The sequence below is a fragment of the Clostridium sp. AM22-11AC genome (genome assembly GCF_003473545.1).
Taxonomy (GTDB): domain Bacteria; phylum Bacillota; class Clostridia; order Lachnospirales; family Lachnospiraceae; genus Enterocloster.
Genome location: NZ_QUCM01000002.1, coordinates 144,497 through 167,589, shown reverse-complemented (window position 1 = coordinate 167,589; position 23,093 = coordinate 144,497). Strand labels below are relative to the sequence as shown.

Below are 23,093 nucleotides of genomic sequence, written 5' to 3'. Positions count from 1 at the left end.
TATTTTGGATCATATCCTATTTATCTGTCTGTGCCTCATAATTTCCCAGAACCCTTAAAGTAGCTGCTTCCTCGGAAATGCCTTTTAAAGCATTCTGGACTGCAGGATCACTTAAGGTACCTTCCACATCTACAAAGAAACGGTATTCCCAGCTTCTTCCCGGGATCGGTCTGGATTCGATCATCAGCATATTAACACCATTGTAGATCAGGTTTCCTAACATATTGTAAAGAGTACCGCTCTTGTGGGCACATTCAAAACAGATACTGATCTTGTTGGCTCCCTTACAGTATACCGGATCTTTTGCCAGAATGATAAAGCGGGTCACATTATTTTTATTGTAATTAATGGATGGCTGGAGCACTTTCAGACCATACAGCTTTCCGGCGATCTCGCTGGCTACAGCTGCCTGGGTCACATCTGCATCCTCTAATACCTTCTTTGCGGAAACAGCTGTGTTTTCCATACTTACCTGGCGCCACTGTCTGTGGCTGTTTAAATACTGGGAACACTGCATCAGTGCCTGAGGATGGGAATATACCTGACGGATGTCCTCTAAAGTTGCTCCCGGAAGTCCTAAAAGGGCGTGATTTACGGCAAGTTCTGTCTCTCCTACTATGTATACATTATGCTTTACCAGAAGATCGTAATTGTCGCTGACTGCCCCTGCGGAAGAATTTTCAATAGGGAGTACCGCATAGTCCGCTCTTCCCTCTTCTACTTCCACCATAGCATCTTCCATGGATTTTACATGATATACATCTGCGTCCTGTCCAAAATACTGAAGGGCCGCCCCATGTCCATAGGAACCTTCCACTCCCTGATAGGCAATGCGCACGCCTTCTTTTTTCAGGTCATCTACCATGGTAAATCCGGTCTCAAGGGCCTGTCCATGACGTACTAAAAGACCATACTGCAGTTTGCGGCTGATGGTCATAATCTGTGAAAACAGTTCATAAACGCCTTTTTTATTAAACTCGCTGTCTGCCATAGCCATCACAGAGTCTAATTTCTGCCGTTCCCGCTCCCCATCGTAGACTTTCTTTCCTGTCTGAATTTTAAATTCAGCTACATCGGAACAGAGCGCCATTCTTTTTTCAAACAGTTCTACTAACTGGTTGTCGATCCCATCCAGTTTTTTCCGTATTTCCTGAAGATCCAGATTTTCCATAATTTTCCATCCTCGCTTATGTCTTTTCTTTTACCGCTTATGTTGCTTCTTTATTTTCCAGCTCTTTCCTGCTGCTGTTTTTTTATCATCTCACTGATGATCTCTCTGGTATAGGCCCCGGGGAATTTCTTTTTATCCAAAGGAAGCTCCTTTAAATAAATAGGCTCTCCGTATTCAATGATCACATGGCTTTTCCGGATCCATGGGATATGACGTTCAAATACATCATCTGTACCTGTGATCGCTACGGGGATAACCGGGCAGCCGCTTTTTTCTGCGATCTTTAAACTTCCCTCATGGAATTCCATCAGATCTGCAGGATCTTCGCTTTTATTTCTGGTTCCTTCCGGGAAGATCCACATGGAAATGCCGCCTTTTACTTTCTCAATTCCTGTAAGGATCGTTTTTAGACCTTCTTTTATATTGCTGCGGTCCAAAAACAGGCAGTTCATCTGCACCATCCACTGGCTTAACAGCGGAATACCGATCATCTCTTTTTTGGCAATAAAACCGGTAGGCGCCGGAACTGTAGTGTAACCCATTACAATGTCAAAATAGCTTCTGTGGTTTCCAACATAAAGTACTGCACGGTCGGAAGGGATATGTTCCAGTCCCCGGACCTCATAAGTGATCCCTGCCAGGTCCCTTACGATCCCCAGAATCCACCGCACCAGGTCAAGACTTTTCTTTGCAGCTGCCTTTGGATCCTTTTTTTCCAGGTTCTTTAAATAAGACAGCACCGGAATTGAAAAGATCAGATACAGCACCACTGCTAACACCACCAAAATCAAACGTATCATATTTTTCTCCTTTGTCAGTTTAAACTGTTACTATTATATAAAAAGACCTGCCTAAATACAAGTCATCAATGGGTACAGAGTGACTCAAAAAGCAGGCCGGTCCCAAACCAGAAGGGGATAAATGCAAGACGAATGACTCCGTGGATCTGATCCGGCCACTGGGAATAATCCCAGGGACAGAGTCCTTTGGTCATCAGAAAAGAACCGGCTATATATTCTCCGGTATAGATAAGCACCATATAGATCAGTCCATGGCGCAGTTTTAAAGCCACAGGGGATATTTCTTCCCTGTCAGCTTTTAAAAAATCTGGAAGTCCGCTTAACCATCGGTCGCACCATTTTACAATATCCGGAAGAATGGCACCGGCCGCATAAATGGGAAACATGATAACAGAGGTAGTCCCCATCATTTTCACATCTCCCCTCATCCACGCTTCCACAGATGTAAAGAGGATCTCTAAGCACCATCCGGCGATCCCGCAGCGGAAAAAATCTTTTAAAATAGATAAATAAGCAGCTTGTCTTTTCATGGCAATAGTCTGCCCGTGTTTCAGTCTGCCTTATCCATGGTATCTTCTTCCATATTTCTTGTGCCATCTTCATCCACTGTAAGACTGACTTTTACAAATTTATTTTCATAGATCAGTTTCTTTAACTGTCCTGTTTTCAGATCTGCGTCCACAGATACGATCCTGGAGTTTTTCTGACCACCGGAAATATAATCTGCCAGAACATTTTCCGGGTCACTTAAGTTTAAATTCATTAATTTGTGAAGCTTGCCTACTGTTAAGCGCCCTGCTTCTTTTTCATCATACAGATACAGCTGTACTGCGTCTGCCGCGATCTGGGACTCTGTATAGGCAGCCGCCCTTCTGGCACTTTTGATATAACCTGCAGTGGCCGGGACCGCTACTGCCATAAGAATAGAAAGGATCGCAAGGACAGCCAGCAATTCGATCAGGGAAAATCCCCCTGACTTTTTTATTCTCTTCAACATTTTTCTTTTTCCTGCTTTCCCCAAAAACCTGGACTGCTGTTACCGGTCAGTTCCGTTATCATCTGAGAGAATGTAGCCTTCACCTGTTTTTCCGGAGTATTCTGCTTTGTAACTCTTCTTGCCGATCTCACCTTCCCAGGTTGCCTTGTCTTCACTGGCATCATAGTTATAAGCTTCTGTTTCTGAATCTGCAAGCACACCGGCATCTACCATTTCCTGCTGCGCTTTTCCCTGCATATAGTTGGCTCTTGCATTGGAAATAGCTACCTGTTTGGCAGATTTCTCCTGGATACAGCTGTAAGAAGGTACTGCCACAGCCATTAAAATGCCCATGATCGCGATCACGCAGATCAGTTCCACTAAGGTAAATCCTCTTTTTTCTTTCCACTTTCTGTTCTTCATACATTGCCTCCCTTGTATCTTAACATTCTCTTGGAATTTTAGTCTGCAGAATAGATCACTTTCTCTGCTTCTTCCATATCCATTTCACCGTTCATTACCATCTGGGCTGCCTGTTCCTGGAGAGAAAGGAAGCCTCTTTCCCTCTGGTAGCGGCGGATCTTTTCTGCTGTTTCTCCATCACGGATCATATTTTTTGTTGTCTCGTTCAGCTCAAACATTTCATAGATCGCCCGCCTGTGGCTGTATCCTGTATTCAGACACTCTTCACAGCCAACTGCCTCCCAGACTTCCTCTGCTTCCTTTCCTGAAACCTCATACAACAGCCGTTTTGTCTGCTGTCCGGCTTTTATCTTCCGCCTGCAGTGAGGACAGAGCACTTTTACCAGTCGTTGCGCCACTACCCCTGTGGTGGCAGCAGCGATCATATAAAAGGGAATCCCCATATTTTGCAGACGGTAGACAGCAGAGACACAGTCGTTTGTATGCAGCGTTGACAGCACCAGATGACCTGTAACAGCGGCTCTTACGCCAATATCTGCTGTTTCTTCATCTCGTATTTCTCCCACCATGATCACATCCGGATCCTGTCTTAAAATAGAACGGAGGGCCGTTGCAAAAGTAAGTCCCGCCTTGGCATTTACCTGAACCTGGGTAACACCATTTATCAGCTTTTCCACCGGGTCTTCAACAGTTACACAGTTAATCTTCTTTTCTGCCAACTGGCTTAAGGCTGCATAAAGGGTGGTAGATTTTCCGCTTCCTGTAGGTCCTGTTACAAGAATGATGCCAAAGGGCGCTTTTAACATTCTGCCAAATATTTCTTCCTGCTTTTCATCCATTCCCAGACGGCGCACATCTATCAGGGAACTGTCCCTGTCATTTCCCAGCAGTCGCAATACTACTTTTTCCCCGTAAACGGAAGGAAGGGTGGAAATTCGCAGATCTGTTGCCATCTCTTCTTTTTCATAGCGGTACTTTCCATCCTGGGGAAGTCTTTTTTCTGCAATGTCCATTTCTCCCATAAGTTTCAGCCTGGTAACCACCGGCCGGTGATAGGACATTTCCATCTTTGTATACATACACAGATCTCCGTCAATACGAAAACGGATGGTCAGAAATTCTTTTCCCGGCTCTATGTGGATATCACTGGCATTTCTCTTATATGCAGATTCGATCAGCGTATTGACCAGGCGGACTGCAGGAGCGCTTTCCACTTTTTCTGCTGTTTTTCCGGTTTCAGCTGCTTTTTTCTTCTCTTCTGTTATAGTTTCCATCCCCGACAGCATCTTCTGGATCTGGTCTGCAGGTGTCAGCACCGGCCGGATCGTCATACCGGAGATCGTCGCCGCTTCCTCTAAAATATCCGGATCTACAGGAAAGGCGCAGGCAACTAAAAGATCTCCTTTTTCAAAACATACAGGTACGATCTCATTGTTCACAATAAAGGACTCCGGAAGCATCTCTATGGCAGCCGGATCTGCGGTCCGTTCCTCTAAATGGATGATCTCCATGTCATCCCGGTCGCTGAAACAGTTCATGATCACATCTTCTGTTGTATATCCCAAAAGAAGCAACATATCTGTCAGGCTTTTATCTTCATGACTTTTCTGGATCTCTTTTACCCGTTCTAGCTGCTGTCTGGAAATAATATCCCGTTCCACCAGCATTTCTTCAATGGTGATCTTCATGGTCTGGTTGCTCCTTTCTTTTCCAGATGTTATACTTTTTTATAGATGATTTTTCAGGAGGTGGCAATATGGCTGCAGGAATTTTCTTTCTGTTTATTCTTCTTCTTATCATTGCTGCATGGACAGACCTGAAAGAAGGTTATATCCCTGACTCTGTTTCCATCCTGATCTTTTTGCTGTCTTTCTGTTCTCTTTTCATCCGGTCAGGTCCCGGACTTCTATTGCGTATAGAAGGCGCTGTTCTCTGCGGCGGGCTTTTGGAAGGGATCCGTCTTATCAGCCGCGGTGGTATTGGTATGGGTGATGTAAAACTGATGACTGCCTGTGGCTTCTTTCTTGGAATCACAACCGGAGCGGTCTCCCTTGTTTTTGCCTATATACTGGCAGGTATGTTCTGTCTGCCCCTTCTCATTTTTAAGAAAGCCTCCCTGAAAACAAGACTTCCCATGGCACCATTCTTTACTGTGTCCATTTTGATCTTTCTCTTTTTTGAAGAAAAGATCTTTACCTGGTATCTGGGCCTATGGGGTATCCTGTAAAGGAACTTCTCCTTCTAAATGCATGGAAAAACCGGATATTTTCGTCCATGTATCCACATAGGCTTTTTCTTCCACAGGTTCTAATTTCAGGCGGATACGCACTTCGCAGGGTTCGCCTTTTTCATCGGTATAACTTCCGGTTCCTTCTGTTATGTATTCCCGGTCTTCTAAATCCAGGTCTGTATCCTGTCTTTCGTCTGCATCCTGTCTTTCATTTGTATCTTGTATTTCATCTGCATCCAGTTTCGTTATCCCGTCTGCCCCGGCACCTTCTGTTTCTGGTATATCTTCGTTTTCATTTTCTTCTGCTTCCTCATCCTCCAGATCTCCTTCATACTGGTTCCACAAAAGCCTAAGGGCATCACTTTCTCCCTTTGAAACTGCTTCGCAGAAAGAATTATGGATCATATGGGTGGTCAGGCGCGCTTCCATGTATGCCCGGTTTTTCAGAGCCATTTTTATATGATATCTGGACACTGCCATAAAACCACAGGCAAATACAGAAAGCAGTGTAATAAAAAAGATCACATATAGCAGACTTCCGCCTTCCCGGCCATCACCATGAAAGCGATCCGTCTTTATTCTCGTTTTCACCTTTCTCATCCTCTCCATCCTCCAAATATCCATAAACAGAAGAAAGCCGGATCGTCCGGGAGTATACTTTCTCTCCTTTATAAAGGACTGTTATCTCAGAAACTGCCTTTTGAGACTGTGTATCAGAAAAATCCAGCCGGACCTCATACTCTTTCTCAGCACCCAATCCTAAGTCTTCTTCTGATATCTGCTCCCATTGTTCTCCTAATTCACCGGATCCCTCGCAGTAATACAAAACAGAACTTTCTTTGGGGTCCACCCGGAAAAGGAAGGCATGATCCAGTCTGGAAGTGATCTGAAAACAGACACGGTCTGCTAATTCCTCTGTCTTAAGGATCTGCGTCTGCTTTTTGTATTCATGCATCTGACTGCCGAAAAAGCCGGCTGCCCAGATCCCTATGACCGCACTGAGTGAAAGAGCAGCTACAAGTTCCAGCAATGTAAATCCATCTCTGTTTCTCATTGGAATCCCCTTTTGTAATAAGTCATAGAGTCTCCTCCTTCACTGGTCACAATGTATTTTCCAAATATTTCGCTTGCGTCTTCCTCTTCTCCTTCAAAGATGATCTCTAATTCTTCTCCGGTCCATTCTCCCTGTCCTTCTTCTGCCAGTTCAGACAGTTCGTATACATTTTGCATCAGGGAATGTTCCCTGGTAAGAAGGACTCCGTTTGCAGCAGTCATGGAAAGAAAGGCTCCTGCTACAGAAAAGAGGATGGCTGTGCTTACGATCACCTCTAAAAGAGAAAAGCCTGCCTGTTTTTCACTGGTCATGACAATAAACCACCTCCATGGTCCCTTTCATCGCAGTTTCATCTTTTTCTAACTGCAACGACTTTATCCACATACCGGCGCCTTCCTGGTTGATCTTTTCCACAAATCCGGCTGCCTGTTCCCTGTCTGTACACACAAATTCCAGTGTAAGAGGTGTATACACATAACCTGCTGTATCCATCTCTTTTGTTTCCCCTGTTTCCACTCCGGAAAGTTGTATCCCAGTTTCTCCTGCAAGCTGCAAAAGCTTTCTGTCCATTTTTTCCGGACTCATATCTGCAAAATAGATCTGTCCGTTTCCGGCTTGTTCCAGTTTTTCTGCCGTCTGTTCCAGGTTCTGTTTTCCCTGGGGACCGCCCCGTTTGATCTGTTCTTCCAGCCTGTTGATCTCCTGTAAGTTGGCAAACAACAGATCTGTTTCCGGCTCGATCCAGAATTTATAAAAACCGGTCCACAACAGTAACAGCGTCAGAACTGCCAGTAAAAAACGTTCCCGCTTACTGAGCCTCATCTTTGGCCCCCTTTCCTATTGTAAAGACCAGGGCAGCGCTTACTTTATCTTCCTGTTGCTGCCAGTGACTCTGCTGTAAAGAAAATCCGGAATTTTCTTCTATTTTTTCGCAAAACAGAGAAACCTGCTCCGGCTTACTGGTGCTTAATTTTAGATGTATGCTGGCATCCTCTGCCTGATATTCTATGGTTTCCAAGTCCATTTCCGGCAAAAGCGCCTGCTCCAGACAGGAAAATACCGCCGGATCCAGTGTGATCTGACCGGCAAGTTCTCTTTTTTCTGCTGTCAGTTTTGCCAGTTCACTGATCTTTCCTTCCAGATCCCTTCGTTCCTGTGTAACATCATTACCCTGTTGGTCTGCACTGATCCGGTCCAGACGTTCCAGCTTTCCGGCTGTATAAAACTGACCGCCCAGGGCACTCAGAACGATGACTGCAAATGCTACCAGACTGGCGCACACCGGACCTAAAGGAAAACCTGCCTCTGTTATCTTTTCATAGAAGCTTTCTCCTTCCATAAATTCACCTGTATTCCGGTAAAGCAGATTTTTCAGTTCTCCCGCTAATGCCTGCCGTTTCCATATCCCATTTTTTCCCAGAGCCATACAGGGGATCCCCAGCATTTTTGCAAGAACTCCTGCGTCTGATCTGGGTGCTTTCAAACACTCACACTGGATCAGGACTCCCTGTATCTGAAATTCCCGTCTTTCCTGTTTCATCCTGGTCTGAAAACGACGGATCAGAACCGCCACTTCTTCCATTAACGCCTTTTCTTCTCCCAGATAGGCAAACATCCCTGGTTTTAAACTGGAATGTTCCAGATGACGGCAGTGTCCATTTTCCATCTGGTAAAAAACAATGGACTGGTCTGCAAGATGGACAAAGATCACCGTTCCCTTATTCATTCCATAATCGGAAGGTTCCAGAAAAGAGGCCAACAGCGCAGGTCCCGGCAAAATGGAATGGATACGGAAACGTGTGATCAGGGCTCCCGTTTCAATGGCCCGGATCCATGCTTCTGATACTGTGTACACAGTTCCTTTTAACATGCCCTGACCATTATTTGGCATAAAATCAGCTGCAAGAAGGCGTTCTCCTTCCTCTCCCAGGACCAGCAGCTGTTTTTCCGCCATCTGCAAAGCCGTTTTCTTAGAAGAAGCCGGAAGACTCATAAAATGGATCTTTACAGAGGCTTCTATAGCCAGGACGACCGCTCTTCCTTTCAGATTATAAATATCTGCCAGTGATTCCATGGCACCAGTTACAGTTTCTGGTCCGGTTATGGTGCGGGAACCCATAAAACTGTAGCCTCTGGCTCTATTTTCTTTTCGGATGTAATAAAGTTTATCTTCTGTAAGATAAATATAATGTTTCATCGCATCCTCCTTTATAACATTGCTGTATACATACTGAATACCGGCAGCATAATGGATAAAACAATACTTCCCACCACTGCTGCCATGATCAGGATCATACATGGCTCCAGCAGTGTTACCATTCTCACTGCAGACTGTTCTGCTGCTTTTTCATAATAGATCCCGGCCTGTTTTAAAACAGCTTCCAGATGTCCGGACTCTTCTGCCGCAGCCACCATGGAAAGAAATACCGGATGAAAGATTCTCTGACGGCTTAATGCCTGGGAAAGACTCTCTCCTTTTTGCAAGCCTACGGCAGCCTCTATCAGCTTCTTTTCGATCCATGTATTTCCCATTACATGTCCCGTTATATCCATACACTCTAAAATTCCCGTTCCGCTTCCATAAAGAACAGAGAACGCCGAAGCAAACCTGGATGTATAAATGGTCTTCATAAGCCCTGAGATCACAGGGATGTAAAGGATCATCTGGTCTCTTCGCAGACGCAGCCATGGAACTGCAAAAAGAGCCATCATAAACAAAAGCAACAAAGGTAGGAAACAGACATACAAAAGCCAGTTATCCTGAAGATAGGCCCCTGCTTTCATCATAAAACGGGTAATAGCCGGAAGTTCATATTCTGCCAGCATAACTCTGAACTGTGGAAGAACCGATGTAAGCAGAAAGGCGGACGCTCCTATGGATGCAAAGAAAAGGATACAGGGATAGATCATCGCTATCCGTACCTTTCCTGCCATTTCTACTTCTTTTTCATAATAACTGGACATTTTCTCTAAAATATGATCCAGGGTTCCACTGGTCTCTCCTGTCTGGACCATATACACAAGAAGTTTTGGAAAACAGCCATGCATGGACTCCATTGCCTCAAAAAGAGTCTGTCCTTTGTGGACTTTTTCTTCCAGTTCACCAAGAAGCGCCTTCATTTCCCTGTTTGCCGCTGTTTTACAGGCTGTTTTTAAGATCTCCGCCTGAGGAACACCTGCCGCCAGCATGGAACTGACCTGGCTGCACAAAGGAGGAAGCAGCTTTAACGGAACTGTAAAATGCTTCATGGAGGCAGTTCTTTCTTCATTTTTCAAAGAACAGCAGTACAGGCCGTCTTCTAACAGAGCTTTTACCAGTTCTGCTTCACTTCCAGCTTCTTTAACGCCTTTATACTTTCTGTTTTCCCTGTCTCTGGCATTGTATCTGTAAAGAGCCATTTTTCCTCCTTTCTGAAGTTAAAAAGCAAAAACCGGCTTTACCTGATCATGCTTGCTCAGATAAAACCGGCTCTTTTTAGCGAAAACAATTTTGTTCAGGCTCATACTCAAAACCTATGTCAGACAGAGTCTTTTTGATCTGGTCTTCATCCAGATCCATAGCCTGACACAATTCTTTTAAGGAACTGTAGTTATCTCTTAACTGGGTATTTATATAGCTTAACAAAATCATAGGATCTTTGGGTATTGCACTCATAGGATCTTTTCCTTTCTTGTTAACATAATTATTACAAAAAATTATAACATCTGTTACTTTCCATTTCAACTGTAATCTGTGCATTTAGGTCCTGAAAATCCGCCTGTTTTCTTGCTTTATTCACTTTATAATGCTTATATTATAGGTAAAATAATGTGTATTAAAGCAAAAAAACAGGTCTGCTGCAAGCATTTCTGTTTGCAGCAGACCCGGGTCATCGATCAGAATAAAGAAACCATTATTCTGCCTTGGCAGTCAGGTGATCTCCCTGTGGATCTACATCGATCACGATCACGGAGCCTTCTCCTACTCCATCTGCAAGGATGATACGTGCAGCCAGAGTTTCCACATTCTTCTGAAGGTAACGCTTCAGAGGACGGGCACCATATACAGGATCATAGCCATGATCTGTGATAAATACCTTGGCAGCATCTGTCAGACGCAGCTTCAACTCTCTGTCAGCCAGACGTTTGTTCACATCTGCTACGCAAAGGTCTACGATACGGCTGATATTGTCCTTGGTCAGAGGCTTAAACAGGATCATTTCATCCAGACGGTTTAAAAACTCCGGTCTGAAGTGGGCTCTCAACTCTCCCATAACCGCATCTCTTGCTTCTTCACGGATATTTCCGTTTTCATCAATTCCCTCTAACAGATACTGGGAACCAATGTTGGAAGTAAGGATGATAATGGTGTTCTTAAAGTCCACGGTACGGCCCTGGGAGTCGGTGATACGGCCATCATCCAGTACCTGTAACAGTACATTAAATACATCCGGATGTGCCTTTTCTACCTCATCAAAGAGGACAACACTGTATGGTTTACGGCGTACTGCTTCTGTCAGCTGACCACCTTCATCATAGCCAACATAGCCTGGAGGCGCTCCGATCAGACGAGCCACCGAATGTTTCTCCATGTACTCACTCATATCAATACGCACCATATTGGACTCATCGTCAAACAGTGACTCCGCCAGTGCCTTTGCAAGTTCTGTTTTACCTACACCAGTAGGTCCTAAGAACAGGAAAGAACCAATTGGCTTTGTAGGATCTTTGATACCGGCCTTGGAACGTATAATGGCATCTGTAACCTTTTCTACTGCCTCGTCCTGTCCTACTACACGTTTGTGAAGGACTTCATCCAGATGTAAGGTCTTGCTGCGCTCACTTTCTGTCAGTTTCGCAACCGGGATACCGGTCCACTTGGATACGATACGGGCGATCTCATCTTCGGTTACACTTTCATGTACCAGGTTGAGGTCTTCATTTTTAACCTTTTCTTCCTCAGCTTCCAGTTCTTTCTGTAACTGAGGCAGTTTACCGTACTGCAGCTCTGCAGCCTTGTTCAGGTCGTATTTCTGCTGTGCATCCTGGATCTGGCGGTTCACAGCTTCAATCTCCTCACGGAGACTGGATAATTTATCTACACTGGCTTTTTCATTCTGCCACTGGGCTTTGCCTGCAGCAAATTTATCATGAAGTTCTGCCAGTTCTTTCTGTAAGTCTTCCAGACGTTCTTTGCTCAGTCTGTCCGTCTCTTTCTTAAGAGCCGCTTCCTCGATCTCCATCTGCATGATCTTACGTGACAGTTCATCCAGCTCTGCCGGCATACTGTCAAGTTCTGTCTTGATCATGGCACATGCCTCATCTACCAGGTCAATAGCCTTATCTGGAAGGAAACGGTCGGATATATAACGGTCGGAAAGCACTGCCGCGCTTACAAGCGCAGAGTCTGCGATCTTTACTCCGTGGTAAACTTCGTAGCGCTCTTTTAAACCACGAAGAATGGAAATAGTATCTTCAACTGTAGGCTCTGCTACCATAACAGGCTGGAAACGACGTTCCAGAGCAGCATCTTTTTCAATGTACTGACGATACTCATTTAAGGTAGTTGCACCGATACAGTGAAGTTCGCCTCTTGCAAGCATAGGCTTTAACATGTTTCCGGCGTCCATAGAGCCTTCTGTCTTACCTGCGCCTACAATGGTGTGCAGCTCATCGATGAACAGGATGATCTGTCCTTCGCTCTTCTTTACTTCTTCCAGAACAGCTTTCAGACGTTCCTCAAATTCACCTCTATATTTAGCACCGGCTACCAGAGAACCCATATCCAGGGCAAACAGCTTCTTATCTTTCAGGCCGTCAGGAACATCACCACGGACTATTCGCTGCGCCAGACCTTCTACAACGGCTGTTTTACCAACACCAGGTTCACCGATCAGCACCGGATTATTTTTGGTCTTTCGTGAAAGGATACGGACTACGTTACGGATCTCGCTGTCACGGCCGATGACCGGATCCAGCTTCTGATCTCTGGCACGTTCTACCAGATCGTAACCATATTTCTGTAATGTATCGTAAGTTGCCTCCGGGTTGTCGCTTACCACTCTCTGATTGCCTCTTACAGTGGAAAGTGCCTGAAGGAACTTTTCTCTGGTAATACCATAGGTCTTAAACAGGTCCTTCATTTCCTTAGAAGGCTGTTTTAACAGAGCCAGGAAAAGATGTTCTACGGAAACGTATTCATCTCCCATAGCCTTGGCTTCGTCTTCTGCATTGATCAGGACTTTGTTTAAGTCATTGCTGATATACAGCTGTCCGCCACCGCTTACCTTGGTCAGTTTCTCTATGGCCTGCTTTGCCTCGTTTTTAAACATGTCGCCCTGAATGCCCATCTTTGTGATCAGCTTCATGATCAGGCTGTCATCTAACGTCAGCAGGCTGTACAGCAGATGCGGCTGGTCGATCTGCTGGTTTCCATATTCATATGCCAGCTTTTCGCAGTTCTGAACTGCTTCCATTGATTTCTGTGTAAATTTATTGATATTCATATGCCCACTCCCCTTTCCGGAACAGTGTGTTTGTTATCTTGTTTTTTGTTCTATGCGTACTATAACACTTGTTGTTAGCACTGTCAAGAGTCGAGTGCTAATTTTTGTAAAAAGTTTTTTTATTAAAAAATCCCCCGTCTATTTCATAAGACGAGGGGTAATATTATAAGTTGATCTGTTTTTATTTTAATCTACATTCATTTCTACACTGCTTTCGGCTGCAGTCTGCCCATTTTTCCACGGTCCTCTTCTGTAGAACATAATGGATAATGTTGTTGCAACACACCAGCCTACCGGCCATGCGCACCAGATACCTGTTGCTCCCAGTGCTGTCTTAGAGAATACAAAGGCAAGTACAACACGAAGGATCAGGTCTGTAAAGGTTGCTACCATAAAGTTCTTCATCAGTCCGGCACCTCTTAAGATACCATCTGCTACCAGCTTTGCAGAAACTACAAAGTAGAACGGAGAAAGGATCTTTAAGTAAATGATACCTGTATGCATTGCCAGTTCTGTAGGCTCGTCCATAAAGAGCTTTAAGACAATGTTTCCGCCGAAGAAGTACAGTAAAAACAGGGGCAGACTTAACATCCATACCATTTTAACACCGGCACGGAAGCCTTCTTTGATACGTGGCATTTTTCTTGCGCCCAGGTTCTGTGCTGCGTAGTTGGAAATACCATTTCCAAGTGTGGTGAAAGAAGTGATGACCAGGTTATTTAACTTGACAGCCGCTGAGTAACCTGCCATAACAGGGGCTCCAAATCCGTTGATGATACTCTGGATCACAATGTTTCCAAGAGAGATAAAACTCTGCTGTAAGGTACTTGGCACTGCGATCACTACGATCTGCATTAAGATCTTTTTATCGAAAAATGGTGCTTTTTCTTTTCCTTCGATCTTTGCAAGTCTGCGGAAGATAACTACCATTGCAAGGATACAGCTGATACCCTGACAGAGGAAGGTTGCCCATGCAACACCTGCAACACCCATGTTAAATCCTTTTACAAACCAGATATCTACTGCGATATTGGAAGTAGAGGAAGCAGCCAGGAAATAGAACGGTGTCTTGGAGTCTCCCAGTGCAGAGAAAATACCGGTTGCAATATTATAATAGAACACGAACGGCAGGCCCCATGCATAAATATCCAGGTACAGTTTGGAGTCTGCAAATACTTCATCCGGAGTACGGATCAGTTTTAACAATGCTTCGGATCCCAGGATACCGATCAGCATCAGGCACACGCATACAAAGGCGCTGAAAATGCAGGCTGTATAAACAGCTGTTTTCATTCCCTTAAAATCTTTTGCGCCAAACAGCTTTGATACAACTACAGAGCATCCCATATTGCAGCCAAATGCAAAGGCAATGAAGATCAATGTAATCTCATAACTGTTTCCTACTGCCGCCAGGGCATTTTCACCGATAAATTTTCCTGCTACCAGGCTGTCTGCGATGTTGTATAACTGCTGGAAGATAATACTTCCAAACAACGGCAGACAAAATTGCCAGAGCACCTTTTCAGGATTTCCTACTGTCAGATCCTTATTCATTTTCCATTTCCCCCATTCCCCTTAAGCCATCAATGATCACATCCACGCAGCCATCAATTCCAAGTTTACTGCTGGATAACATCATGTCATAGCTTTCTGACTGTCCCCATTCAGTCTCGGAATAAAACTCATAAAAATGTTTTCTCATTCTGTTCATATGTTTGATCCTGTGGACCGCTTCTTTTTCACTGATCTGGTTTCGCTTCATAACACGCTTGACTGTACTCTCTTTATCTGAATAAATAAATACAGACAGTCTGTTCTCCTTCGGGATCATGGAAGCAGCACAGCGACCAATGATCACACATGGACCCTGTTTTGCGATCTTTTCGATCACTTCTTTCTCTGCATTGAATGTCACCTGGCTCTCTGAATAGAAAGTATTGCCAATGCTTGCAATATCCGCATAAGGATTTCCACTTAAAAACTGAATACTGTTGATCGGTGACTCTTCTGTTTTGGAAATAAAATCTGTGCTTAACCCGGACTCCAGCGCCGCTTTCTTGATCAGCAGCTTATCGTAACAGGGAATTCCCAGTTTTCTTGCCAGCTTTTCACCGACCTCACGGCCACCACTTCCATATTGTCTTCCAATACAAATAATGCCCTTCATGTGATCCACTTCTTTCTTATTTATTTTAATTAATGTTGTTGAATGAATATTGAATGTTGTTTTTTGACGTCGGCTGTATTATAATCCGTAACAAGATATATGTAAAATATTAAAAATGTAATTTAGATATGTGTTTTTGATATAATGAGCGCCATGAAAAACAAGCGCCGCCAAAGGCGGCATTTGTTTTTCACAAGCCATTAACGAAGGTTCCGCCTGCGAATGCAGGCAGTAAAGCGCGTCAGCGCGGGGAACCTGAGTATACAAGTGTATATATGGGGGAAAACCAAAATGGACATCAGCTACGATTATTACCGTACCTTTTACTATGTTGCAAAATACAAAAGCTTTACAGGGGCTGCGGAAGCACTGCTGAACAGTCAGCCAAACATTACCCGGACCATGAAAAAACTGGAAAAAGAGCTGGGATGTACTTTATTTGTACGCCAGAGACACGGTATTGCACTTACTCCGGAGGGCGAAAAGCTGTATGCCCATATTTCCGTTGCTTTTGAACATATTTCCTATGGGGAACAAGAGATTGCCAGGGATAAAAGCCTGCAGTCCGGTATCGTTACCATTGCAGCCAGCGAGATCGCCCTCCACTGTATCCTTCTTCCCACCCTGAAAAAATTCCGCAACACCTATCCAGGCATCCACATCCGGATCCTGACCCATTCCACTCCCCAGGCCATGGATATGTTAAAAAGGGGACTGGCAGATTTTGCCATTGTAACAGAACCTTTTGAATTTATATCCGGATTTTCTTTCCGTATTCTCAGAAGTATCCAGGAAGTGCCTGTGTGCAGCAGTGTTTTTTCCCTTTCTACCGGAACGTCCCTTACAGACGAGCAGATCAAAAAATATCCCATCATCGGTCTTGGTGAAAAGACAAGTTCCTTTGCCTTTTACTCCGACTATTTTAACAGAAGGGGCGGTACCTTTGCCCCGGAGATCGAAGCAGCGACTGCTGACCAGATCCTGCCTATGGTACAGTCTGACCTTGGGATCGGTTTTGTTCCAACGGATTTTCTGGAAAAAGAAAATATGGAAAATCTGATCATTTTAAATATGGAACCGCCGATCCCCAAGCGAAATATCTGTATGATAAAAAGAAAGTATGAGTCCCTCAGCATTGCTGCTGCAGAACTGGAGAAAATGATCCTGAATAATAATAGTAATAATAAGAGAAATTAAAAACAGTACCCCGGAACCATCCTGATCTAGATGATCCCGGGATACTGTTTTTATAAGTTGTTCTTTTTATTTTTGTAGATTATTCTACGCCCTGTGCTGCAACCGTCTTATCGGTCAGTGTACCATCATAGATCACTGTTACCTTGTCACCAACGCTGATACCGTCAAACATTCCTTCTGTTCCTACAAAAGAAAACAGGGTATTTTCCGGATCTGCAGTATCCAGAACAATATGATCTGCCTCAACTTCTGCTACTGTACCGGTTAAAGTTTTCTTCTTTGCTTCTTCTGTATCTTTTGCATCAGCTGTTACAATGCGGGTCGCTACTGCTGCGTCATCTGGATCTTCCAGATCACCGTAGTAAGTTACTTCTGCTTCTGCGCCAGCTTTGATACCGTCTTTTGTTACCTTCTGGGCGATCAGTGCATTCAGTGTATAGGTTCCTTCTTCTGTCTTTAAGGTAATGGTGCTGTCATCTGCACTTTCAATAGTTCCTTCTACTACCAGATCTTCCTGATCTGCCTCTTCTTCCCTTGCAACCTCAGCTGCGGAAGTCATGATCTCTACTGAAGTTGCCTTTGTAACATCACTGCTTAATTCACCGGCAAAACCTACGTTTACTTCATCGCCTTCGCCGATCTCATCTGCACCTGTTATCTCTGCATCTGAAATATCAAATTTTGCGGTATTACCTCCATCTTCAGAAACAGTGATCACATTATCTTCTACCAGGCTGACAAAGCCATAGTAATAATCTTCTTCTACTTCTTCATCAGAAGTCGCTTCTGTACTTTCTACTTCCTGTGCTGTGGTAGATTCTGTATCTGCTTTTTTAGAAGAACAAGCGGTAATTCCCAGTGCAACTGCCAGAAACGCAACTGCTAAATACTGTTTTTTCATAAAAATCTCTCCTCTCTCTGCCGCCTGTGGACTAACTTTTTGCGGCACGATACATCTTACTACGAAAGCTGTGTTTTTACTATGTATTTTTTATGAATTTTTCCTTAAATGTGTTTTTGGGGATTTTTAAGATCTGTCTTTTCTGGATCTCCTTTTCATGACCACTAAAAGGATCAGTCCTATGAAAAGCCCAAGTATACCGATCGCCACTGTGATCATAAGGCCGGTGCGGACCAGATACCAGAAGGGTCCCTGTCTTTTGACCGGACTGTCATTCTTTTCCGTATGATCTTCTTTTATCTCCATGGTCGTTTCTTCCTCTGTCATTTTTGCAGGTTCTTCCAGCTGATAGATCACATGAAGTTCATAATAATCCGGCTCTTTCCATTTTACTTCCCCTTCATACAGCACTTCATAATCCTGTAAAAGCCGTTTTCCAAGTGCCAGCGCCTCCCTGCAGATCTGCCCGTTTTCATCTGAAAATGGTTCTCCGTTCCATACTAAAGAGGTGATCCGGTAATCATCTTTAGAAAGTCCCAGGTCTTCTAAGATCCGGTCACCTGCCTCTGCTGTTTTTTCAAGAAGCTGGTCTTCCCCTGCCGGTATCACAAGATCTCCCAATTCATATTCATCTGCCCCATAGGAATAAAATGTAACAGGTACTGAAAAATCTTCCTTCCACTGCTTCCCTGTGATCTCTACATTTTTTCTGTATAAGTTTCCGGAAAGCAGGATCCATCCGGGATCTGTTTCATCTGCCAGAATGATTTCAGGAACCTCCTCTGCAGCTTCCACCTTGGGATATTCCACCCGTTTTTCCAGGGTACGGGTAATCTCTTCCCCTTCTTTTTCCTGTAATTCCCAGTGTTTTAATTCATAGCGGATCCCATTTTCATCTTCATACTCTTTTTCAGGTTCTGACAGTTCTCTGACTTCTTCAATTGTAAGTTTCTCTGTAAAAGTCAGCTCTGTCTGTGCCATGACGCTAAGACCTGCGACCATACTGGTAAAAATTCCTGTAGCAAGAAATGCCAGCCCCTTCAAATACCATTTTCCCCATGTTCTGTTTTTCTCTTTCATACCTTCTCCTTCACAATATTTACGTAAGACCTGTGGTTCAGTTTCTGTATTTAATTGTCAAGGTTCGGTTTTCAATGGATTTTTAATGATTTCATGAAGCCTGTTATAGCTGTGATATGGGAGATCTGAATGTCTCCTGAATGTTTCATGGAGCTGTTAAAAACAGCTGTAGGTTTATTATAAAAAAGGGAGGGGATTTTGTCAAATACATCTGGCAAATATCCCCTCTCCTTGATGGATCATTTTTAATTATTAACGGAACTGGCTGTATTTATGTCCTGCTGACATTCCGCCTCTGGCTGCTGCCAGTTCGCTGACTGTAACTAACTGATATCCTCTGGCTGTCAGTTCCGGGATCAGTACTACGGCTGCGTCTGCAGTAGCATCGTAAATATCATGCATTAAAATAATATCGCCATCTTTTACCTGGCTTAAAACGTTATTGATGGTCCTCTGTGCATTTCTGTGCTGCCAGTCTCTTGTATCAATGGACCACATGATCGCCGGCATTCCCATAGAACCAAGAACGGAAAGGGAATGGGCATCTACATAGCCGCCTGGCGGACGCATTACAACCGGTGATACACCGCAGACTGCTGCGACTTTCTGGTTTACAGCACTTACCTGGCTTACAATGCCGTCACTGCTCAGTTTGGATATGTATTTATGGTCATTGGTGTGATTTGCAACCTCACAGCCCTGGGCTACCATACGGCGGATCACATCCCCGTTGTGTGGAACATTGGTTCCTACCATAAAGAATGTAGCTCTTCCTCCATACTGGCTTAAACTGTCTAAGATGCGGTTTGTAACAGAGGCTCTTGGACCATCATCAAAAGTCAGGGCGATCATAGGCTTTGACGGATCTACTGTTGAAGAAGCTGTCTCTGCAGGCGCTCCTGCATCTTTTGCTGTAATAGATGCCTTGATGCCATCAACTCTCAGTCCTGCTCCTTCGGTTCCTGCTGTTGCACCATTTACTGCCCAGTCTGTCCAGGAACCGTTCTGGTATACCTTATAGTACAGATCATAGGAAGCTGCCGAAGAACCGGTCAGTTCCATGGCAATGGCTTCCAACGGCTTTTCTGCTGATGCCCCGCCGTTTTCTACGCCGTCTGCTTTCCAGTCAAGCCAGCCGGTACCGCTTAAATTTACTTTGTAACGGACGCCGATCTGTGCTCCTGATGGAATATTGATCAGATTAGCTTTCATAGATGTGACCCATGACTCTGATGAGGCTGACAGTGCCTGGTTATCTGCTGCCGGATCGCTCCAGCCCTGATTTCTGAAATATACACTGTAGTTGACCTGAAGTGGGGTATCTGTATTCTGTCCTGTTTCTCCGGAAGTCTCCTGTGTATCATCTACGGTTACAGTACCTATATCCTGCTTTACCTCTCCCGGTCCCCCGGTCTGGGATGCAGTCTTTGCCGCACCAATACCGGTAGTTCCTGCCAGTACTGTCATTCCCTGGGCAGTAAAGATCATTCCTGCTGCCATAAGGACTGCAAGAACCCTGCTTTTCATTTTTCTCATTCTCTTCTCCTTTTAACCAAATACTCTTTCACACAGCATCACGTATTCTTCATAATAAATGTGGCCTTTAAATTCTTTCAGAGCCTCTGCCACGCCTTTGTAATACCAGCCTTGCATCTCTTTGTCTTTCTGGTTGAAACGCTGCCACACTTCATCTCCCAGAACAAGATAATCTCTGGCTGTACTGCGGATATTGCTTAATTTGTCCGCAAGAGCCAGGATCTTTTCATCCCTGGTTGCCGTTTTCAAGCGTTCTACGGTTGCACCTTTACGTTCAACCCAGCTTTTTGATTTATCTTCGCTTTCCCCGTCTACCAGAAATGCCACCCTGGGGCCGAACTTTTCTTCCAGTTCTTCTCTTGTAACCCCGGCGTCCTCTATTACATCGTGAAGAAGGGCCGCAGCTATCATCTCCGGTTCATCTGTAAATGCCGTTACGATGGCCGCAGTTTCCATCGGATGCGTAATATAAGGGATCTCCGTTCCCTTTCTGAAAACGCCCTGATGAGCCCGATCTGCAAATTCAGCCGCCTCTTTTATCATATTGTGCTCTACCTCTTTTCCCCCATGTTCAGTTGGCCTCTCTGATACCAGATTGCTACGTGCTTTTGACCCTGGTATCATCATACCATACCCGGACATTATTTTGAAGTTGTATTTTATTGTCACTTTCGTAAGACTTTCTCAATGAATAATTCCTTGTAAGTAAACTGTTTTTCTGCTATGCTATAGAGAGTTTTTAACAAAGGAGGAAATGGTAATGGAACACCATTCATCATACAGCGCACCAAGAAGCAGCCGTGGTTCAGAACATACCCGCCCTGCTGCTTCCCGTCCAAGTCAGAGACGCAGCCGCAGTCCAAAGAAAGGCAGCAGTTTCGGACATATTTTACTATGTTACATACTTCCATTTTTAGCAGTCAATCTGGCGATCTTTTTTATTGTCACGGCTACACCGAAAATTGAAATGACAATCAGCGATACTACCGATTATAAAACGCTGGATGTAAGCTTTAAGGTCCACTCTCTTCTTCCTTTAAAGAAGATGACAACGACTCTGGAGTCCCAGCCAATTGAATTCCAGAAAGAAAAAGGCGTTTATCATGCAGTCCTGACAAACAATGGTACTCTGGAAGTCTACGTATTAAGTTTGAACGGTATGCAGGCCCAGGATATCGAACATATTGCTGTACTGGACGATACACCGCCTTCCTTTGATGAAGAAAGTGTTGTAATAGAAAACGGTACACTTACCATAACAATAGAAGACAGTATCTCCGGCATTAATTATGACTCCCTCTATGCTACCGATGATGCAGGAACCAAGATCCTTCCTGACAGCTACGATAAGGAAAACGGGGAAGTCACCTTTAAACTGGAAGAAGGTTCCCTTACTGTCTATGTAGAAGATATGGCAGGAAACCCAAATCAGGCTTCCTTCTCTCTCAGCCAGTCCGGAATTGATACCGAAGACCGGGAAAGCAAGTTCCCGACAGACGGAAAGAATGGTACGAACGGAACTACAGCAACAGAAACTGAGAACGAAACCAAAGCCTCTGAAACTAAGTCTTCCGAGACAAAGGCTTCTGAGACAAAATCTTCCAGCACCAGCAGTACCAAAGCACAAACAAAGGCTGAGACGAAAGCATCATCTGCAGCTAAGTCTACTACTGCAGCTGCAAAATCCACTACTGCGGCTGCCAAATCTACTACCGCAGCCAAGTCCACCACTGCAGCTGCTAAGTCTACTACTGCGGCTGCTAAGTCCACTACCGCAGCAGCGAAGTCCACCACTGCAGCTGCTAAGTCCACTACCGCAGCAGCGAAATCTACCACTGCGGCTGCCAAGTCCACTACTGCAGCAACCACAGAAGCAGCGAAATCTACTACTGCAGCAGCACATGAACCATCTACAGCGGAAGCACCTGCTACCATTGCTCCGTTAAATTAACAAATAATAAACAACAAAAAGCTGACCGATCTTCTTATTTTTCAAAGAATTTCTGTCAGCTTTTATTTTTATGATACTATTCAGTTCATGGCCGAACTGCAAGTATTTTACCATCCTTCCGCTACGATCTCATCAATAATATCCACGTATTCTGCACAGTATTTTTCATATAACGGCATAACTGCCTGCTGGAACCGCAGTTTTTCTTCCGGTGAAAGCTGGGTGATCACACAGCCTTTTGTTTCTACGCGCTGTCTGGATATAGACTCTCTCGCTTTCCACTGGCTTCTTTCATACCATGCTGACTCCTGGGCACATTCCCGGATGATCTCCCTGTATTCTTCCGGAAGTTTGTTCCAGGTATAAGTAGAAGCGATCTGAACTTCCGGCACACGGCTGTGTTCATCTACTGTAAAATATTTTGCCACTTCGTAATGCCCTGCAGACTCATAGGATGGCCAGTTATTCTCTGCTCCGTCTACTTTTCCAGTCTGAAGTCCGGAATATACTTCCCCATAGATCATAGGAACCGGAACAGCTCCTAAAGCCCGGACTGTATCACTCATCAATTCCGACTCCTGAACACGGATCGTCATTCCTTTTATATCTTCCAGTTTTTCAATGGGTTTTATGGAATTATAAAAACTTCTGGCACCTGCATCATACCATGAAAGCGCAATCAGACCGGAACCATCAAAAGAATTAAGGAAATCATCTCCAATAGGACCTTCCAGTACTTTCCACATGTGATCTGCGCCTGTATACAAATAGGGCATCTGAAGTACATTTAACTTGGGAATGTACTCTGCTACCGTAGAAATGGATACTCTGGCAAAATCAATACCACCAAACTGCAACTGTTCAATGACAGATTTTTCATCTCCCAGGCTTCCGCCTGCATTGACCAGTATCTCAACTTTGCCTTCGGTTTTTTCTTTTACCAGCTCCGCAAACTTATCTGCACCCTGGGTCGTCGGATAATCTTCCGCCTGGTTTTCCGCATAGGTCAGTACAAAATCCGGTTCCGTTTCCTTTTCTTTTCCTTGAAATACCCCGGCACAGCCGCTTAAAATAAGCGCAGCTGCCCACAGACAGAATATCTTCTTTTTTATCATTGTTTCC

24 protein-coding genes are annotated in these 23,093 nt (G+C 44.4%); 3 read left to right on the top strand and 21 right to left on the bottom strand.

The window, feature by feature from the left end; all coding sequences use genetic code 11:
* Positions 1-16: 16 nt before the first annotated feature.
* The 6 genes from pheA to DW251_RS03440 form a co-directional block, all read right to left on the bottom strand.
* On the bottom strand, positions 17-1,171 hold the full coding sequence (pheA, locus tag DW251_RS03465) for a prephenate dehydratase (protein ID WP_118300244.1): 1,155 nt from the start codon (positions 1,169-1,171) through the stop codon (positions 17-19).
* Positions 1,172-1,221: 50 nt separating this feature from the next.
* Positions 1,222-1,971: a lysophospholipid acyltransferase family protein gene (locus DW251_RS03460; protein ID WP_021870404.1), complete on the bottom strand. Its 750-nt coding sequence runs from the start codon at positions 1,969-1,971 to the stop codon at positions 1,222-1,224.
* 65 nt (positions 1,972-2,036) lie between these two features.
* Positions 2,037-2,501: a hypothetical protein gene (locus DW251_RS03455; RefSeq protein WP_118300243.1), complete on the bottom strand. Its 465-nt coding sequence runs from the start codon at positions 2,499-2,501 to the stop codon at positions 2,037-2,039.
* A gap of 20 nt (positions 2,502-2,521) precedes the next feature.
* Entirely contained in the window at positions 2,522-2,968 is a 447-nt protein-coding gene (locus tag DW251_RS03450; protein ID WP_243034865.1) for a prepilin-type N-terminal cleavage/methylation domain-containing protein, read from the bottom strand.
* Positions 2,969-3,007: 39 nt separating this feature from the next.
* Positions 3,008-3,370, bottom strand: a complete 363-nt coding sequence (locus DW251_RS03445) for a type II secretion system protein (RefSeq protein WP_021870401.1) — start codon at positions 3,368-3,370, stop codon at positions 3,008-3,010.
* A gap of 38 nt (positions 3,371-3,408) precedes the next feature.
* Positions 3,409-5,058 (bottom strand): GspE/PulE family protein, encoded by a 1,650-nt coding sequence (locus DW251_RS03440; RefSeq protein WP_021870400.1) that lies wholly within the window; start codon positions 5,056-5,058, stop codon positions 3,409-3,411.
* 68 nt (positions 5,059-5,126) lie between these two features.
* On the opposite strand from DW251_RS03440, the gene DW251_RS03435 reads away from it, so the two are divergent.
* Positions 5,127-5,597 (top strand): A24 family peptidase, encoded by a 471-nt coding sequence (locus DW251_RS03435; protein WP_182433570.1) that lies wholly within the window; start codon positions 5,127-5,129, stop codon positions 5,595-5,597.
* Here the strand turns inward: DW251_RS03435 and DW251_RS03430 are convergent.
* The 10 genes from DW251_RS03430 to DW251_RS03385 all read right to left on the bottom strand — a co-directional run bounded on the left by DW251_RS03430 (position 5,580) and on the right by DW251_RS03385 (position 15,306).
* Entirely contained in the window at positions 5,580-6,200 is a 621-nt protein-coding gene (locus DW251_RS03430; RefSeq protein ID WP_021870398.1) for a hypothetical protein, read from the bottom strand. The two genes, DW251_RS03435 and DW251_RS03430, sit on opposite strands and share 18 nt — an antisense overlap.
* On the bottom strand, positions 6,154-6,654 hold the full coding sequence (locus DW251_RS03425) for a prepilin-type N-terminal cleavage/methylation domain-containing protein (protein WP_021870397.1): 501 nt from the start codon (positions 6,652-6,654) through the stop codon (positions 6,154-6,156). Before DW251_RS03425 ends, DW251_RS03430 begins: the two co-directional genes overlap by 47 nt.
* Positions 6,651-6,965, bottom strand: coding sequence for a type II secretion system protein (locus DW251_RS03420; protein ID WP_021870396.1), 315 nt, complete (start codon positions 6,963-6,965; stop codon positions 6,651-6,653). The genes DW251_RS03425 and DW251_RS03420 overlap by 4 nt, the downstream gene beginning before the upstream one ends.
* Complete coding sequence (locus DW251_RS03415) at positions 6,955-7,476, bottom strand: hypothetical protein (protein WP_021870395.1); 522 nt, start codon at positions 7,474-7,476, stop codon at positions 6,955-6,957. The genes DW251_RS03420 and DW251_RS03415 overlap by 11 nt, the downstream gene beginning before the upstream one ends.
* Positions 7,463-8,851 carry a hypothetical protein gene (locus tag DW251_RS03410; protein WP_118300241.1) on the bottom strand — a complete coding sequence of 463 codons (1,389 nt, stop codon included), beginning with the start codon at positions 8,849-8,851 and terminating at the stop codon, positions 7,463-7,465. Before DW251_RS03410 ends, DW251_RS03415 begins: the two co-directional genes overlap by 14 nt.
* 11 nt (positions 8,852-8,862) lie before the next feature.
* Complete coding sequence (locus DW251_RS03405; RefSeq protein WP_118300240.1) at positions 8,863-10,053, bottom strand: type II secretion system F family protein; 1,191 nt, start codon at positions 10,051-10,053, stop codon at positions 8,863-8,865.
* A gap of 76 nt (positions 10,054-10,129) precedes the next feature.
* Entirely contained in the window at positions 10,130-10,309 is a 180-nt protein-coding gene (locus DW251_RS03400; RefSeq protein ID WP_118300308.1) for a DUF4250 domain-containing protein, read from the bottom strand.
* A 238-nt stretch (positions 10,310-10,547) separates the two neighbouring features.
* Entirely contained in the window at positions 10,548-13,139 is a 2,592-nt protein-coding gene (gene clpB / locus DW251_RS03395; protein ID WP_118300239.1) for an ATP-dependent chaperone ClpB, read from the bottom strand.
* A 186-nt stretch (positions 13,140-13,325) separates the two neighbouring features.
* Positions 13,326-14,693, bottom strand: coding sequence for an MATE family efflux transporter (locus tag DW251_RS03390; RefSeq protein WP_118300238.1), 1,368 nt, complete (start codon positions 14,691-14,693; stop codon positions 13,326-13,328).
* The gene (locus DW251_RS03385; protein WP_021870389.1) at positions 14,686-15,306 is read right to left on the bottom strand and encodes a cytidylate kinase-like family protein; all 621 of its coding nucleotides are present in this window, start codon (positions 15,304-15,306) and stop codon (positions 14,686-14,688) included. The genes DW251_RS03390 and DW251_RS03385 overlap by 8 nt, the downstream gene beginning before the upstream one ends.
* Positions 15,307-15,597: 291 nt before the next feature.
* On the opposite strand from DW251_RS03385, the gene DW251_RS03380 reads away from it, so the two are divergent.
* Positions 15,598-16,503: a LysR family transcriptional regulator gene (locus DW251_RS03380; protein WP_021870388.1), complete on the top strand. Its 906-nt coding sequence runs from the start codon at positions 15,598-15,600 to the stop codon at positions 16,501-16,503.
* A 79-nt stretch (positions 16,504-16,582) separates the two neighbouring features.
* On the opposite strand, the gene DW251_RS03375 is transcribed toward DW251_RS03380, so the two are convergent.
* From DW251_RS03375 to DW251_RS03360, 4 genes are all read right to left on the bottom strand, one after another.
* Positions 16,583-17,404, bottom strand: a complete 822-nt coding sequence (locus DW251_RS03375) for a hypothetical protein (protein ID WP_021870387.1) — start codon at positions 17,402-17,404, stop codon at positions 16,583-16,585.
* A gap of 126 nt (positions 17,405-17,530) precedes the next feature.
* Positions 17,531-18,484, bottom strand: a complete 954-nt coding sequence (locus DW251_RS03370; protein WP_118300237.1) for a hypothetical protein — start codon at positions 18,482-18,484, stop codon at positions 17,531-17,533.
* Between the two features lie 252 nt (positions 18,485-18,736).
* The gene (locus tag DW251_RS03365; RefSeq protein ID WP_118300236.1) at positions 18,737-20,020 is read right to left on the bottom strand and encodes a polysaccharide deacetylase family protein; all 1,284 of its coding nucleotides are present in this window, start codon (positions 20,018-20,020) and stop codon (positions 18,737-18,739) included.
* Between the two features lie 12 nt (positions 20,021-20,032).
* The gene (locus DW251_RS03360) at positions 20,033-20,563 is read right to left on the bottom strand and encodes an HD domain-containing protein (RefSeq protein WP_021870384.1); all 531 of its coding nucleotides are present in this window, start codon (positions 20,561-20,563) and stop codon (positions 20,033-20,035) included.
* 217 nt (positions 20,564-20,780) lie between these two features.
* Between DW251_RS03360 and DW251_RS17785 the strand changes: the two genes are divergently transcribed.
* Complete coding sequence (locus DW251_RS17785; protein ID WP_147352213.1) at positions 20,781-21,971, top strand: hypothetical protein; 1,191 nt, start codon at positions 20,781-20,783, stop codon at positions 21,969-21,971.
* Between the two features lie 107 nt (positions 21,972-22,078).
* Here the strand turns inward: DW251_RS17785 and DW251_RS03350 are convergent, their stop codons facing one another.
* Positions 22,079-23,086, bottom strand: a complete 1,008-nt coding sequence (locus DW251_RS03350) for a TRAP transporter substrate-binding protein (protein WP_021870382.1) — start codon at positions 23,084-23,086, stop codon at positions 22,079-22,081.
* Positions 23,087-23,093 lie beyond the last annotated feature (7 nt).

Excerpts from the sequence above, each read along its gene's own strand:
- DW251_RS03445 (WP_021870401.1), bottom strand. The coding sequence starts at position 3,370 with ATGAAGAACAGAAAGTGGAAAGAAAAAAGAGGATTTACCTTAGTGGAA.
- DW251_RS03415 (WP_021870395.1), bottom strand. The coding sequence starts at position 7,476 with ATGAGGCTCAGTAAGCGGGAACGTTTTTTACTGGCAGTTCTGACGCTG.
- DW251_RS03390 (WP_118300238.1), bottom strand. The coding sequence starts at position 14,693 with ATGAATAAGGATCTGACAGTAGGAAATCCTGAAAAGGTGCTCTGGCAA.
- DW251_RS03450 (WP_243034865.1), bottom strand. The coding sequence starts at position 2,968 with ATGTTGAAGAGAATAAAAAAGTCAGGGGGATTTTCCCTGATCGAATTG.
- DW251_RS03460 (WP_021870404.1), bottom strand. The coding sequence starts at position 1,971 with ATGATACGTTTGATTTTGGTGGTGTTAGCAGTGGTGCTGTATCTGATC.
- DW251_RS03380 (WP_021870388.1), top strand. The coding sequence starts at position 15,598 with ATGGACATCAGCTACGATTATTACCGTACCTTTTACTATGTTGCAAAA.
- DW251_RS03350 (WP_021870382.1), bottom strand. The coding sequence starts at position 23,086 with ATGATAAAAAAGAAGATATTCTGTCTGTGGGCAGCTGCGCTTATTTTA.
- DW251_RS03455 (WP_118300243.1), bottom strand. The coding sequence starts at position 2,501 with ATGAAAAGACAAGCTGCTTATTTATCTATTTTAAAAGATTTTTTCCGC.
- DW251_RS03370 (WP_118300237.1), bottom strand. The coding sequence starts at position 18,484 with ATGAAAGAGAAAAACAGAACATGGGGAAAATGGTATTTGAAGGGGCTG.
- pheA (WP_118300244.1), bottom strand. The coding sequence starts at position 1,171 with ATGGAAAATCTGGATCTTCAGGAAATACGGAAAAAACTGGATGGGATC.
- clpB (WP_118300239.1), bottom strand. The coding sequence starts at position 13,139 with ATGAATATCAATAAATTTACACAGAAATCAATGGAAGCAGTTCAGAAC.
- DW251_RS03420 (WP_021870396.1), bottom strand. The coding sequence starts at position 6,965 with ATGACCAGTGAAAAACAGGCAGGCTTTTCTCTTTTAGAGGTGATCGTA.
- DW251_RS03400 (WP_118300308.1), bottom strand. The coding sequence starts at position 10,309 with ATGAGTGCAATACCCAAAGATCCTATGATTTTGTTAAGCTATATAAAT.
- DW251_RS03375 (WP_021870387.1), bottom strand. The coding sequence starts at position 17,404 with ATGAAAAAACAGTATTTAGCAGTTGCGTTTCTGGCAGTTGCACTGGGA.
- DW251_RS03360 (WP_021870384.1), bottom strand. The coding sequence starts at position 20,563 with ATGATAAAAGAGGCGGCTGAATTTGCAGATCGGGCTCATCAGGGCGTT.
- DW251_RS03410 (WP_118300241.1), bottom strand. The coding sequence starts at position 8,851 with ATGAAACATTATATTTATCTTACAGAAGATAAACTTTATTACATCCGA.
- DW251_RS03405 (WP_118300240.1), bottom strand. The coding sequence starts at position 10,053 with ATGGCTCTTTACAGATACAATGCCAGAGACAGGGAAAACAGAAAGTAT.
- DW251_RS03435 (WP_182433570.1), top strand. The coding sequence starts at position 5,127 with ATGGCTGCAGGAATTTTCTTTCTGTTTATTCTTCTTCTTATCATTGCT.
- DW251_RS03430 (WP_021870398.1), bottom strand. The coding sequence starts at position 6,200 with ATGAGAAAGGTGAAAACGAGAATAAAGACGGATCGCTTTCATGGTGAT.
- DW251_RS03385 (WP_021870389.1), bottom strand. The coding sequence starts at position 15,306 with ATGAAGGGCATTATTTGTATTGGAAGACAATATGGAAGTGGTGGCCGT.
- DW251_RS03365 (WP_118300236.1), bottom strand. The coding sequence starts at position 20,020 with ATGAGAAAAATGAAAAGCAGGGTTCTTGCAGTCCTTATGGCAGCAGGA.
- DW251_RS03425 (WP_021870397.1), bottom strand. The coding sequence starts at position 6,654 with ATGAGAAACAGAGATGGATTTACATTGCTGGAACTTGTAGCTGCTCTT.
- DW251_RS03440 (WP_021870400.1), bottom strand. The coding sequence starts at position 5,058 with ATGAAGATCACCATTGAAGAAATGCTGGTGGAACGGGATATTATTTCC.
- DW251_RS17785 (WP_147352213.1), top strand. The coding sequence starts at position 20,781 with ATGGAACACCATTCATCATACAGCGCACCAAGAAGCAGCCGTGGTTCA.